The organism is Gilliamella sp. wkB18 (assembly GCF_001690875.1).
Lineage (GTDB): Bacteria > Pseudomonadota > Gammaproteobacteria > Enterobacterales > Orbaceae > Gilliamella > Gilliamella apicola_A.
Map to the genome: position 1 here is coordinate 1 of NZ_LZHM01000024.1, position 13,177 is coordinate 13,177.

Annotated in this window: 17 protein-coding genes and 3 pseudogenes; 19 read left to right on the forward strand and 1 reads right to left on the reverse strand. The window is 32.7% G+C overall.

The features are described from left to right. Positions 1 to 386, forward strand: a 386-nt coding sequence (locus A9G48_RS11455; RefSeq protein WP_176701981.1) for a hypothetical protein, incomplete at its 5' end; no start/stop codon positions are given. Here the strand turns inward: A9G48_RS11455 and A9G48_RS01030 are convergent. After that, complete coding sequence (locus tag A9G48_RS01030; protein WP_034947437.1) at positions 370 to 963, reverse strand: DUF4291 domain-containing protein; 594 nt, start codon at positions 961 to 963, stop codon at positions 370 to 372. The genes A9G48_RS11455 and A9G48_RS01030 overlap by 17 nt on opposite strands. 249 nt (positions 964 to 1,212) lie before the next feature. Here A9G48_RS01030 and A9G48_RS11990 point away from each other — a divergent pair, with 249 nt between their 5' ends. The 18 genes and pseudogenes from A9G48_RS11990 to A9G48_RS12075 all read left to right on the forward strand — a co-directional run. Continuing rightward, positions 1,213 to 2,925 (forward strand): RHS repeat domain-containing protein, encoded by a 1,713-nt coding sequence (locus A9G48_RS11990; protein WP_065575667.1) that lies wholly within the window; start codon positions 1,213 to 1,215, stop codon positions 2,923 to 2,925. A 13-nt stretch (positions 2,926 to 2,938) separates the two neighbouring features. Further along, on the forward strand, positions 2,939 to 3,295 hold the full coding sequence (locus A9G48_RS01040; RefSeq protein ID WP_034947435.1) for a hypothetical protein: 357 nt from the start codon (positions 2,939 to 2,941) through the stop codon (positions 3,293 to 3,295). A gap of 112 nt (positions 3,296 to 3,407) precedes the next feature. Next, complete coding sequence (locus A9G48_RS01045) at positions 3,408 to 3,896, forward strand: hypothetical protein (RefSeq protein WP_442903329.1); 489 nt, start codon at positions 3,408 to 3,410, stop codon at positions 3,894 to 3,896. 8 nt (positions 3,897 to 3,904) lie between these two features. After that, complete coding sequence (locus A9G48_RS01050) at positions 3,905 to 4,399, forward strand: hypothetical protein (protein WP_051825382.1); 495 nt, start codon at positions 3,905 to 3,907, stop codon at positions 4,397 to 4,399. Positions 4,400 to 4,478: 79 nt separating this feature from the next. After that, a pseudogene (locus A9G48_RS12060) lies at positions 4,479 to 4,671 on the forward strand (RHS repeat-associated core domain-containing protein); the annotation flags it as partial. A 424-nt stretch (positions 4,672 to 5,095) separates the two neighbouring features. After that, entirely contained in the window at positions 5,096 to 5,461 is a 366-nt protein-coding gene (locus A9G48_RS01060) for a hypothetical protein (protein ID WP_065574037.1), read from the forward strand. 41 nt (positions 5,462 to 5,502) lie between these two features. Continuing rightward, a complete protein-coding gene (locus A9G48_RS01065; protein WP_081299220.1) occupies positions 5,503 to 6,111 on the forward strand; it encodes an RHS repeat-associated core domain-containing protein in 609 nt (202 codons plus the stop codon). Positions 6,112 to 6,121: 10 nt separating this feature from the next. Then, entirely contained in the window at positions 6,122 to 6,397 is a 276-nt protein-coding gene (locus A9G48_RS01070) for a hypothetical protein (RefSeq protein ID WP_034947390.1), read from the forward strand. A gap of 95 nt (positions 6,398 to 6,492) precedes the next feature. Next, a complete protein-coding gene (locus tag A9G48_RS11995) occupies positions 6,493 to 7,143 on the forward strand; it encodes an RHS repeat-associated core domain-containing protein (protein WP_065575669.1) in 651 nt (216 codons plus the stop codon). 5 nt (positions 7,144 to 7,148) lie between these two features. Continuing rightward, positions 7,149 to 7,610 (forward strand): SMI1/KNR4 family protein, encoded by a 462-nt coding sequence (locus A9G48_RS01080; protein WP_034947381.1) that lies wholly within the window; start codon positions 7,149 to 7,151, stop codon positions 7,608 to 7,610. 302 nt (positions 7,611 to 7,912) lie between these two features. Next, positions 7,913 to 8,197 (forward strand): imm11 family protein, encoded by a 285-nt coding sequence (locus A9G48_RS12065; RefSeq protein WP_065575670.1) that lies wholly within the window; start codon positions 7,913 to 7,915, stop codon positions 8,195 to 8,197. Positions 8,198 to 8,321: 124 nt separating this feature from the next. Next, positions 8,322 to 8,504, forward strand: a pseudogene (locus tag A9G48_RS12070) (RHS repeat-associated core domain-containing protein); the annotation flags it as partial. A 429-nt stretch (positions 8,505 to 8,933) separates the two neighbouring features. Then, positions 8,934 to 9,170 (forward strand): hypothetical protein, encoded by a 237-nt coding sequence (locus tag A9G48_RS01095; protein ID WP_065575671.1) that lies wholly within the window; start codon positions 8,934 to 8,936, stop codon positions 9,168 to 9,170. 434 nt (positions 9,171 to 9,604) lie between these two features. Further along, complete coding sequence (locus tag A9G48_RS12000; protein ID WP_065575672.1) at positions 9,605 to 11,668, forward strand: HNH/endonuclease VII fold putative polymorphic toxin; 2,064 nt, start codon at positions 9,605 to 9,607, stop codon at positions 11,666 to 11,668. Further along, positions 11,631 to 12,092, forward strand: a complete 462-nt coding sequence (locus A9G48_RS01110) for a hypothetical protein (protein ID WP_051825365.1) — start codon at positions 11,631 to 11,633, stop codon at positions 12,090 to 12,092. The genes A9G48_RS12000 and A9G48_RS01110 overlap by 38 nt, the downstream gene beginning before the upstream one ends. A 21-nt stretch (positions 12,093 to 12,113) precedes the next feature. Further along, positions 12,114 to 12,641 (forward strand): RHS repeat-associated core domain-containing protein, encoded by a 528-nt coding sequence (locus A9G48_RS12005; RefSeq protein ID WP_051825363.1) that lies wholly within the window; start codon positions 12,114 to 12,116, stop codon positions 12,639 to 12,641. Further along, positions 12,632 to 13,048 (forward strand): hypothetical protein, encoded by a 417-nt coding sequence (locus tag A9G48_RS01120; protein ID WP_034947360.1) that lies wholly within the window; start codon positions 12,632 to 12,634, stop codon positions 13,046 to 13,048. Before A9G48_RS12005 ends, A9G48_RS01120 begins: the two co-directional genes overlap by 10 nt. Before the next feature lie 40 nt (positions 13,049 to 13,088). Next, positions 13,089 to 13,177: pseudogene (locus A9G48_RS12075) on the forward strand (RHS repeat-associated core domain-containing protein); the annotation flags it as partial.

Below are 13,177 nucleotides of genomic sequence, written 5' to 3' on the forward strand. Positions count from 1 at the left end.
AAATAGAAGAATATTTAGATATTGAGGAATATTTAAATGATAATGAATATATTAAAAATAATCTTGATAAGATTTATAAGCAATTAATAATAAAAGATTGGATACCTAGTTATTTTTTAGAAAGATTATTGGACTCATTAGAGTTAAATACAGAAAATAGAAAATACTTTATCAGAATATTAGGCATTAATAATTTCGATAAAAATGATACTAATGATATAGAAACTTTTATAGTTCCCATTTGGAAAAAATGCCTATGGAATTTATATAAAACGGGATCTAATGATGAAACTCTGAATATTTTAAAAAGATATTTAGAATCTCCTTATGAGGATTTAAGTAATACAGCTAAAATTTTGATCCAAAAAATTATAAATCAGCATTAATAATGGGTTTGATAAAATCAGGCAAAGGGTAAATTTTCTCTTTAGGAAGTTTATCCTTTGCTTTTCCTATCTCATTATTTATAATAAGTTGATGAATTTCTTTGGAAAAACCTGTAATATCATCAATTTGAACAATCCAATCTTTTACATATTTTTTAACAGCTTCACCCTTTAATCCTATTTGAATAGATTTGTAATCTAAATTCTCCAGTTTAATATTCTTTTCAGGATCCCACTGAATACGAACAGGGGTACTATTCAATTTCTCTTTCCAATTTTCATGAGTTTTGTATATATTTTCTTTAAATGTAGATAAACAAGCATTTTCCAAAGCCCATTCAAAACCTTCTCGTTTTATTTTAACTGCTAAAATATGCTCTTGTCCTTCTTTCTCAGCCCATCCGGACCTATACATCATCCATAAAAAAGAAGGTTTAATCCAAGTCATTCTTTCCACTTTAAAAGGAGACACAAAAGTTTGAGCCTTTACAGCAGGTAAAGCAATTCCTTTTCTATAAGCCTGATATACTGTTATTGTTTCTTTATCAAAAACAGCTCTTATTTCTCTTTCTTTCATAATACACAAATATAATAACAATTCGAATACAATAAAAACGGACAACTTGTAGAAGCCCGCAATCAAGATAATTGCGTAAAACTGCTAAGAGACCCGGCCGGACGTGTTATTGAAGAAATACAAAGCAGCGGTTTACCGGGAGATAAGGGACAGCAGGTTAGCAGCACCTACGATGATAAAGGCCATCGAACGCAACTGAAAAGCTCACCGGGGGCATACATACGCAATACTTATGATGATCAAGGAAATTTGCTTACTCTTACCGCCGATATAGAAGCGGAAGAAACTAACACCCAATGGAAAGCTCAAATAACCCGTAACGGGCTCGGGCAAGAAATGGAAAAACAGCTCAACGGGCGTATCAAACTTACCACCGCTTACGACAAACAGGGACGGATTATTTCCCATCAAGTGTATCAAGGCAGCAAAGAAACTTATAATCGACAATATAACTGGAGCCCGGGACATCAACTTAAAAGCATCCTCAACGGATTAACCAAGGGTAAAACTGAATTTACCTATGATTCCTTCGGAAGTTTAGCCAGTGCTTGTTACCAAGACGGAAGCTACGATTACAAACTTCCCGACGAAGTGGGAAACCTCTATTCCGATCCGCATCAATCCGACACCGTATACGGCGCATCGGGTAAAATTTTAAAGGATAAAAAGTGGAATTACATTTACGACCCATCGGGAAATCTTATCTTAAAAACCTCTCGTAAAGTGGCCCTCCCTCCCACCTCTGCCCACACCCGGTTAAAAAATTCTCCTTTTGCTCTTGACTCTCCCACCACTCAAAAAGGGTTCTGGATAGAAGATTTAGATGACAATGATTTTGACCGCAAGGCCGAAATACGGCGATATTCTAAGTCTGAGCTTAAACAATACGACCAAATACGAAAAAACAGAACGCTGGAAAATGCTGACCCGCCACAATGGCAGCCGGGTGATTGGGAATATCAGTGGCAAGGAAACGGCATGCTCAAAGCGGTGCGCAATCCACAAGGGGAATGGATTCGCTTTGAATACGACGCATTAGGAAGAAGAACAGCGAAAATTGTCCACACCAAGATTTATCGCTATCTTTGGGATGGTAATGTTTTATTGCATGAATGGCATTATGAGCGTGCACGGCGTCCTAAGGTTATTACTGACGAGCTGGGAATGCTTATTTTGGACCAACCCGAACCGGTCGAAAACCTGACCACTTGGGTTTATGAAGAAGGAAGTTTAGTCCCCACCGCAAAGCTATGCGAAGGCAAGTCCTACTCGATTGTATCGGACTATTTGGGCCGCCCCGCGCAGGCCTATGATGATAAAGGAGAACTGGTTTGGCAGGTGGAGTTTGACATCTATGGCAGAATACGGGAAGATACCTTTAACAATCAGCCGTTTATTCCGTTCAGGCAACTAGGGCAGTATGAGGATGTTGAAACGGGGCTTTATTATAATCGCTTCCGATATTATAATCCTGAAAGTGGTTCATATATTAGCCAAGATCCCATAGGATTAGCAGGTAATAACCCGAATTTTTATGCGTATACGTTTGACTCTAATACGCAAGTTGACCCGTTTGGGTTGGATGTTATAGCTAATAAAGCATCAGGAAATGCAAGAGAGGCAATAGCTAAGAAATATTTACAAAATAAATATCCCAATGCAACTATTTTATCAGAAAGATATATAAGAGATGCCAATGGAAAAAGTGTTAGAGATATAACTAATTCAAGAAGAAGACTGGATTTTATTGTAGTTGAAGACGGCAAAGTAAAAGGAATTTTTGAAGTTACAAGCCCAACAGCAGATAAAACAACACAAATGTTAAAAGAAGCAGAAATTAGAGCTAATGGGGGAACCCATGTAAAAGAACCAGGAAGAAAAGGTAAAATGTATGATATCTCAGAAGTTGAAACCAAAAGAATAGATGTTGATTTAGAAACAGGAAAAGTTAAATGTCATTAAGTTCAAGGAAATTATGGACAAAAATCGTATAATAGAAAAATTAAGTTGGATAACTCAATCTCAATTGGCTCCACAGCCTATAACTCAAGAATACAAAGAAAGACAATATCGTTTTTTTGAAAACTACGTACACTTTCTACAAGACAATGGATTTATTACGAAGGAGATTTTAAAAAAAGGGGAAAAAGCAAATGATGATTCTCAAATAACGGTTGGAGATTTGACAGAAGAGGGATTGAAATTTTATATATTTGGAATTAGAAAATGGAGAGAAAAATATGACAAAGTAAAAGATAAGGATAAAGCCATTAATGACTTTGCATTTATTGAGAAGAAATTAAAAGAGTTTAGAGAAAAACAAAATCAATAAATAATAAAACCAAAGCCACCTTTAAAAGTTGGCTTGTTATTATGAAGACGAGTAACTAGACGGGCTTCATTATAATCGGTTTAGGTATTATAATCCTGAAAGTGGCTTATATATTAGCCAAGATCCGATAGGATTGGCAGGTAATAACCCGAATTTTTATGCGTATACGTTTGACTCTAATACGCAAGTTGACCCGTTTGGGTTGGATCCTTTAGGATCAAAAAATAATCCTTTTACTTCTTTAAAACAAGCTATGAATAAAGCTAAAGATTTAGCAGGTATTCCTAGAAGTCAGCAACCAGATAGACAATGGAAAATAGGTGATGATATTAACAAGAAAGGAAGTAATATTGTTAACTATCAATATGATACAAACTTTGGTTCTCATGGGCGGATGTATGAATTTACAGATGCTAATGGACATAAAAAAATAATAGCAGTACACACCAATGATGGACAATTACATGTTCATGCTGGAAATCCTAAAGGAGAATACCCTCACGGATGGGATTCCTATGATTTTAAGACGAATAGATATGCAAAAATAGATGATCCAAATTTAAAAGATCATCATTTATTTGTTAAAGTTAAATGTAAATAAGAAGCATAATGAATCAATCAATACAAAATAGAAAAGCAGAAATATTACTTAAAAATAGGAAGAACAAAATATTTGAAGAGTATGATAAAAATAAATATTGTAAAGTTATTGATTTTTCAAAAGATGTAGTAATTAATTTATATTCTGAGTATTTCAAAGAGACTATAAAAACTAATAATAATATTTTTACTTCTAAATTACAACTGGATGGATTAACAAGTAAAAATGATATTAAAAATTGGATACTAAATAATATTTTAATTCATACTGTCGATAATAATATTATTAGTATTTTATATGGAGAGTTTGGTATCAAATTGGAATTAACTAGTAGTGAAAAATTTTTTTCAGATGAATTACAAAAAAAAATAGATAGTCATATAGGTTTAGATTATGGATATATAAATGAGAATAAATATATTATGCAAATATTTTCTGATGAAGAACATTATGTATATGAATATTTAAAAAAATGGGATGAAAGTAATGTATCAATTAGATGATAGTACTTAAATTATTCATCAGTTAAAGCCAACTCATTTGAGTTGCCTTTACAAGAAGATAAATTCAATAATAAGTATTTATATTCCATTCAGGCAATTAGGGCAGTATGAAGATGTAGAAACGGAGCTTTATTATAATCGGTTTCGATATATATAATCCTGAAAGTGGCTTATATATTAGCCAAGACCCGATAGGATTGGCAGATAATAACCCGAATTTTTATGCGTATGTGCATGATAGTAATGCTTGGGTGGATCCGTTTGGTCTTAGTAAAAGTGAATGTAGTGTAAAAATAAAAGAAACTCAAAAAGCTTCGTTACCTGAAGAAATGGTAAAATCTTTTGAAGGAGGAATTTATAAAACGGGTATTTTAGAAGAAGATTTGATCGTTTATAGATCTTTTGGAGGAAATGCTAAATTACGAGGTTCTTATGTAACAACTTCTGCTGCTAAAAATAGAATTAATGCTAAAATAGAAGCAGCATTATTACCAAGCTGGAAAAATACGAGGGAATTTGAAGCTATTATAAAAGTTCCCAAAGGTACTACAATTAGCTATGGTAAAGTTGCTTCACAAACAATAGATAAAACAGGAACTATTTTAAAAGGTGGTGCAGATCAAATACTTTTACCAAGGGATTGGCCTGAAGAGTGGGTTCAACAAATAGTGAAATTATCTTCAAAGTAGACATTGTATGAAAAAAGAATATATAACAAGAAAAATCAAATGCGTAATACTAAAATTTAAACATCTTAAAATAAAAGAAGAATCAGAATACATTCCAGACATTGATGAAAAAAAATTAGATAGTCGATTTTCTAATTTATCTTTGGAAGATCTTAAAAAGATAAATTCTATTTCTAAAAATCAGTATGATATTTATATAAAATATTATCAAATGCAACTTGATAATTTGGAAAATGATTCCGTATTGAAAAACTATACTGTAGGTTTAACTAAAATATATGTGGATAATTTTGGAGATTATAATAGTGCATTATATAATGATATGGTTGAAATTCAAAACTATATTGCCGAATTAATAAAAAGCCAACCTTAGGGATGGCTTTATAAGAAGACAAATTCAACAGCAGGAATTCCATTCCGTTCAGGCAACTAGGGCAGTATGAAGACCAAGAACTAGATGGACTTTATTATAATCGTTTCAGGTATTACGACAGTAATACAGGAACTTATATAAGTCAAGACCCTATCGGGCTAGCAGGTAATAACCCGAATTTTTATGCGTATGTGCATGATTCGAATACGATGGTTGATGTGTTCGGATTGAGTGAGTGTGGGATGGATAAGATGCCCGATCCTTACAAAGGAGTGAAAGAGGCGTCTAATATGATGAAAGAGTTAGGACTACCTAGAAATATAAGAAAACAGGTCTTACAATCATTTGAAAGTGAAAATATAATCATCAGAAAAGCTACAGCTAATGAATTTGGTTTAAGGTATCATGATAATGGAAAAAACGCATGGCCGAAGGGTAGATACTTATTTGAAACTTTTCCAGCTACTAGAAGTGAATTAGCGGTAAAAATGGATTGGAACGAAATGACTTATATTAGTCAATTTAAAATTAAAGAAGGTACAACTATTTTTGAAGGTAGGGCTTCTTCACAAGGTTTAGGTTTACCTGGTGGGAAAGTTCAAAAATACATTTTAGATTCGCCCGATACTGCATTATTTGACATTAATTAAGATTTAAAGAATGAAAAATTTATTATTAAAAATAGAAAATATAAAAGAGAGTATTTTAGATAATGATATTAAAATAAGTGAAAATCAGAAATGTGTTATTAATAAATATTTAGATAATGTGAAAAATAATATTTTATCAGATCAATATATTGATTTACCTGCAGGCGATAAAATACAGTATTTTATTATTGATTCTTGGGATTATACTAATAGTTTAACAAATGAATTATTGTATATTATTCAATATTATAAAAAGCTTATAAAAAACCATGAAAAACTCAAATAAAAAATTTATAAATCATTTGGGTTTATGAAGAAGGAAGTTTAGTCCCCACCGCAAAGCTATGCGATGGCAAGTCCTACTCAATTGTATCGGACTATTTGGGCCGCCCCGCGCAGGCCTATGATGACAAAGGAGAACTGGTTTGGCAGGTGGAGTTTGACATCTATGGCAGAATACGGGAAGATACCTTTAACAATCAGCCGTTTATTCCGTTCAGGCAATTAGGGCAGTATGAGGATGTTGAAACGGGGCTTTATTATAATCGCTTCCGATATTATAATCCTGAAAGTGGCTTATATATTAGCCAAGATCCGATAGGATTAGCAGGAAACAATCCGAATTTTTATGCGTATGTGCATGATAGCAATGTTTGGGTTGATCCCTTTGGGTTGATGGCTGATTTTCCTACTAATATAGATTTTACAGGACATCCTGATTTATTTCCTTCTGAAGGAGCAATTGTTAAAATAAAAATGCAAGGTTCTCGTGGAAGAGATTTTACAGAAGCGTTTAAAAAATCTGGCATTGATAGAAAATTAGCAGATGACTATACTTGGCATCATGTTGCTGATTTTGATCCAACAACAGGAGAAACTACAATGCAATTAATAAAAACAGACATCCATAAAGCTACAATACCTCATAAAGGTTCTGTTTATCAGTTTGAAGCTGAATTTGGAGTTAAATATGGAACTCCTGCAGCTATTAATAAAGCCAAGGCTAAGGGTTGGGTTAAGTGTAAAAACTAAATATCATGATAAAATATAAATTAATAAACAGCTCCCAAGCAATATATGAAGATAATATTACTGAAATAGAAAAGTTATTAAATATAAAATTTCCAAAAGATTTACAAGAATTGTATTTAGCTTTTAATGGGGGAAAAATTGAAGGAGATAAAAACGTATATATAAGTAATTCCTGTGCTGAATATAGTATAAAAACATTTATGCCTATAAAATATAAACGTTTTACTGAAGATCAATTATTAGAAGAAAATACGATATATTTTATTAATAAAAAATTAGTTTCTAATAATTATTTAATTTTTTCAATGGATTGGGGAGGCTTTCCTTTTTGCTATGATCTACAAAATGGAAGTATATATTTTGCAAATTTAGAAATAGAAGAATCTGATAAAAGAATGGAATTAGTTGCAAATTCTCTTGAAGAGTTTATTAATGGCATGAAAACCGAAGAAGAAGCTTATAATTAATAATAGCAAAAGCCAAAATGCAAATGAAATAGATAAATTAAGACGCAAAATCCGTAAAGGACTAAGAGATGGTAAAATTAAATGTAATTAAATATTATGTATTTTGAACTAACCGCTTTTTACAAGAGAGATGTATATTTTGTTTATGATGAAGAGCAAAATGAACTATCTAATAATATATTTAATCAAGGAAAAGAAATTTTAGTATCTAAACCTTTATTGTTTGATGTAGATAAAATAGATTCTATATAAATAATTATGATATTTTGCCTACATACAATGCTCCTTTAGTTAGTAAGAGATTGAAAAACAATTTTGAAGATTTAGAAAATGACAAACAAATTCAATTTATAAATGTAAATTTTTCTGATCAAAAGGGAAATATTAATGATGATTACTATTTGTTAAATGTTTTAAAAGTAGTTCCATGCATGGATATGGAGAAATCTATTTATTATATTAAAACTTATGGTAAAACCGATGTAATCCAAATTAAGAAATTATATATAATTTCTAATAGTTTGAAAAATTACGATATTGTTAGGATGAAAGAAAAAAACATATATAATTGTGACCGAAGAGTTTAAAAAGCGATGTGAAGATGCAAAATTAAAAGGCTTAGATTTTGTCCCTGAAGGATATAGTATTTATACAGACATTTAAATAAACCCAAGCCAACTTTAAAAGTTGGTTTGTTATTATGAAGATAAGTTCAGGCAACTAGGGCAGTATGAGGATGTGGAAACGGGGCTTTATTATAATCGCTTCCGATATTATAATCCTGAAACCGGCTTATATATTAGCCAAGATCCCATAAAACTTGAAGGAAATAATCCGAATTTTTATGCGTATGTGCATGATTCGAATACGATGGTTGATGTGTTCGGGCTTAGTGAGTGCGGAGGAGGAAAGGTAAAAAAAGGATCTGGAATACCAGACTACCATGCAAATAATTTTACTGATAAGTTAGTTAATATGCGACAGGTTGATGGTAACGAAGTTTTTTATAAGTATCATGGGAAAACTAATAGATTAGGAAGAGATTTTAATTATGTTACAAATAAAAAATATGCATCAGAGATAGCTTTAAGAGAAGATTTAGCAATTTTAAAAGAATGGGGTGTTAAGATGGAGTATGTAACTACTTTTAAACCTCAAAAAGGAACATGGATAGCAGAGGGGACAGCAGCACCTCAAATAAGTTCAGACGGTTTAGAAAAGTTAATGGGAGGTGGTTATCAAGGTCTAATTAATATTAAAGAGTTACCTAAATCTACAATAATAAAGACAGAAAAAGTCAATTTTTAAATTAATATTATTAATATGACAAAAGAAAATGCTATAGAAAAACTAAAATTATTAATATCAGAAAGTACTAATAATCAAGGCGTAGCATTATATAATTCAACAATAACTATTCTTGAAAATAATCCTACAAAAGAAACCTTGAAAAATTTGTATCGAAATTACTCAGGTTATTTGGCTAGAGGAGAATTTAGTAAATTAGAATATGATACTCTTTTAGAAATAATAAAATTTATAGATTGTGAAAGTAGATGATATTCAAATTTGTGAGCCTATTACTCTATTAATTAGAGTTCTCATAGATCATGGGTTTAAAATAATAGAAGAAAAAGTTAGTGACTACCATTTTCATGAATTATATTTTAAGTTAGAAGGTAAATATTTTGATGGCATTGATAATATTAATGTAGATAAAATAATAAGACAGAATACTAATATATTTTCATGTAATTGTCATTGGTCAATAGTAGAATTAGTGTATACTTAAAAAAGAAAAAGTATATTCAAAAAAATTAATTTTCCACAAAATATATTCAAAATAAAACCCAAAAGCCAACCTAAAAAAGTTGGCTTTTTTATTTAAGCGTTGAGTTTATCTAAGAGTTAAAGTTCGAAACGCAAAAAATGAAATCTACCAATTCTTTAGAAATCCCAGGGGCGATATCAACCGTGAAATTGCTTTTGACCGCATGGCTACCGATTATATACGAGACCGAGCGGGAAAAGTCATTAAAAGTAACAAAAGCGGAGGAACTTGGGCTTTATACGAATACGATCTTAAAGGAAACATCATTCGACAAGAATATTCGGATGGAACTTGGGAAACGTTCGAATACAATAAAAACGGACAACTTGTAGAAGCCCGCAATCAAGATAATTGCGTAAAACTGCTAAGAGACCTGGCCGGACGTGTTATTGAAGAAATACAAAGCAGCGGTTTACCGGGAGATAAGGGACAGCAGGTTAGCAGCACCTACGATGATAAGGGCTTTCGAACGCAGCTGAAAAGCTCACCGGGGGCATACATACGCAATACTTTTGATGATCAAGGAAATTTGCTTACTCTTACCGCCGATATAGAAGCGGAAGAAACTAACACCCAATGGAAAGCTCAAATAACCCGTAACGGGCTCGGGCAAGAAATGGAAAAACAGCTCAACGGGCGTATCAAACTTACCACCGCTTACGACAAACAGGGACGGATTATTTCCCATCAAGTGTATCAAGGCAGTAAAGAAACCTATAATCGACAATATAACTGGAGCCCGGGACATCAACTTAAAAGCATCCTCAACGGATTAACCAAGGGTAAAACTGAATTTACTTATGATTCCTTCGGAAGTTTAGCCGCTGCTTGTTACCAAGATGGAAGTTACGATTACAAACTTCCCGACGAAGTGGGAAACCTCTATTCCGATCCGCATCAATCCGACACCGTATACGGCGCATCGGGTAAAATTTTAAAGGATAAAAAGTGGAATTACATTTACGACCCATCGGGAAATCTTATTTTAAAAACCTCTCGTAAAGTGCCCCTCCCTCCCACCTCTGCCCACACCCGGTTAAAAGATTCCCCTTTTGCTCTTGACTCTCCCACCACTCAAAAAGGGTTCTGGATAGAAGATTTAGATGACAATGAATTTGACCGCAAGGCCGAAATACGGCGATATTCTAAATCCGAGCTTAAACAATACGACCAAATACGAAAAAACAGAACGCTTGAAAATGCTGACCCGCCACAATGGCAGTCGGGTGATTGGGAATATCAGTGGCAAGGAAACGGCATGCTCAAAGCGGTGCGCAATCCACAAGGAGAATGGATTCGCTTTGAATACGACGCATTAGGAAGAAGAACAGCCAAAATTGTTCATACAAAGATTTATCGCTATCTTTGGGATGGAAATGTATTATTACATGAATGGCATTATGAGCGTGCACGGCGTCCTAAGGTTATTACTGACGAGCTGGGAATGCTTATTTTGGACCAACCCGAACCGGTCGAAAACCTGACCACTTGGGTTTATGAGGAAGGAAGTTTAGTCCCCACCGCAAAGCTCTGCGACGGCAAGTCCTACTCGATTGTATCGGACTATTTGGGCCGCCCCGCTCAGGCCTATGATGACAAAGGGGAACTGGTTTGGCAGGTGGATTTTGACATCTATGGCAGAATACGGGAAGATACCTTAAACAATAAGCCGTTTATTCCGTTCAGGCAACTAGGGCAGTATGAGGATGTAGAAACGGGGCTTTATTATAATCGGTTTAGGTATTACGACAGTAATACAGGAACTTATATAAGCCAAGACCCGATAGGGTTAGCAGGTAATAATCCGAATTTTTATGCTTATACGTTTGATTCTAATTCGGAAGTTGACCCGTTGGGGTTGATGGCTGATAAAAAAACTTCTTATAATGGTGTCAGTCGTAGAGATGCTTTCAGACAAGCAAAAAGAGATGCAGGAATCCCCATGAGTCAACAACCTATCAGAGTATACTCCACCAAGTTGGAAGATGGTTATGGGAATAAGATCATAGGTAAAAATGGTCGCCCTATTGATACTAGAAATTATGAATTTAAAGGTAAAAATAATGAAATTATTACGATCCAAGAACATAGTTTAGGACATACAAAAGCAACTCCTGGGCATGGTGCAGAGCCTCATTTTAATGTTCGTCCAATTGATAATTTAAACACGGGACATGTTGAGGATACTCATGGACATTATAATTTTCCTAAAAAATGTAAAAATTAAAATTATGAATATAATAGATATCATTGACAATAATTATTTTTTAAAGCAATTATACCCCAATGGATTACAAAAAATGTGTTTAAGTCATATTAAAGTTGATTGTTTTAAAAATATTGCAATAACATTACAAACAACTGAAAATCCTAACATAGAAATAAAAAAATGGGGGCAATGGGGCGCTAATTATAATGTAATCGCTATTGATATTACAAGTAATATGATGGATGATTTTTATATAAGTAATTGGGGAAAATCTAAATTAGAAAATTGTGAATGTAAGATAGAATTATTTAAAGAAAATGAAAATAGCCACTTTAATAACATCTATAACGTAATTTTTTATACTGAAGACTGGAATGTAAAAATTTCAACTAAATCATTTGCTTATCAGGAAAGTCGTGTGTATATATTGGATGAAGAATAAGCACAAGCCAACCTAAAAAGGTTGACTTGTTATTATGAAGATAAATTCTGGCAACTAGGGCAGTATGAGGATGTAGAAACGGGGCTTTATTATAATCGGTTTAGGTATTGCGACAGTAATACAGGAACTTATATAAGCCAAGATCCTATCGGGCTAGCAGGAAACAATCCGAATTTTTATGCGTATACGCTTGATTCTAACTCAGAAGTTGACCCGTTGGGGTTGGATGTAAAACTTACAGAAGGTTATGTTTATAGAATGGGGTCAGGAACAGACTCAAATTTAACTCCTCGTCCAGGAAAAGATACAACTTCAGGATTGTCGGCATCTTTAGAAAAACCAACAACAGGAAAATTTCAAACCATTGATGTAGCTAAATTAGATGGAACAGGATTAGAAGCCATTAATGATCATGGTAGTCATGTTTCTATACGACCAGCAGATGATCCTAATTTTGTAAAATTAAGTGAATGGGCTGATACTAGAGGAACAGAAAGAACACATAAATATACACAAGCTTTACAGGAAGCAAAAGTCACATGTCCTTAATAAATAATAAATTTATGGATAAATTATCATTAGCTATAGATGAGCTTTTTCTTTATGGAAAAGAAAAAATTCAAAGTCGAAAAGAAATTAAGAAAATTAATATTATTGATCAATTTAATAAAGATAGTGATGGAAATATAAGTAGATATGTGAAATATATCGAGTTTTTATTGAAAGATGAATTTTTAAATGAAAAAGATATTGATTTACTAGATATAGAAATTTCTTATAAAAAATATAATGATGAAAGAATAGAGATAAAAGGGGAGTTTTATGCTTCTGATGGAAAAATTTTTGATGAATTTTATTTGATAGATAATTTAGAAATTATTTTAAATGAGATAAGAGATTTTATTTATAGATGTTATATGAAGTGCGATGAGATAATTGATGTATATGTAAACTAAAAATAGATTTGGTAATTTACACTCTGTACCATTCAAACAATTAGGGCAATATGAAGATGTAGAAACGGGGCTTTATTATAATCGGTTTCGGTATTATAATCCTGAAACCAGCTTATATATTAGCCAAGA

Bases quoted from the DNA above. Each gene is read 5' to 3' on its own strand.
- A9G48_RS01030 (WP_034947437.1), bottom strand. From the start codon at position 963: ATGAAAGAAAGAGAAATAAGAGCTGTTTTTGATAAAGAAACAATAACA.
- A9G48_RS01040 (WP_034947435.1), top strand. From the start codon at position 2,939: ATGGACAAAAATCGTATAATAGAAAAATTAAGTTGGATAACTCAATCT.
- A9G48_RS01050 (WP_051825382.1), top strand. From the start codon at position 3,905: ATGAATCAATCAATACAAAATAGAAAAGCAGAAATATTACTTAAAAAT.
- A9G48_RS01060 (WP_065574037.1), top strand. From the start codon at position 5,096: ATGAAAAAAGAATATATAACAAGAAAAATCAAATGCGTAATACTAAAA.
- A9G48_RS01070 (WP_034947390.1), top strand. From the start codon at position 6,122: ATGAAAAATTTATTATTAAAAATAGAAAATATAAAAGAGAGTATTTTA.
- A9G48_RS01080 (WP_034947381.1), top strand. From the start codon at position 7,149: ATGATAAAATATAAATTAATAAACAGCTCCCAAGCAATATATGAAGAT.
- A9G48_RS01095 (WP_065575671.1), top strand. From the start codon at position 8,934: ATGACAAAAGAAAATGCTATAGAAAAACTAAAATTATTAATATCAGAA.
- A9G48_RS12000 (WP_065575672.1), top strand. From the start codon at position 9,605: ATGGCTACCGATTATATACGAGACCGAGCGGGAAAAGTCATTAAAAGT.
- A9G48_RS01110 (WP_051825365.1), top strand. From the start codon at position 11,631: ATGGACATTATAATTTTCCTAAAAAATGTAAAAATTAAAATTATGAAT.
- A9G48_RS01120 (WP_034947360.1), top strand. From the start codon at position 12,632: ATGTCCTTAATAAATAATAAATTTATGGATAAATTATCATTAGCTATA.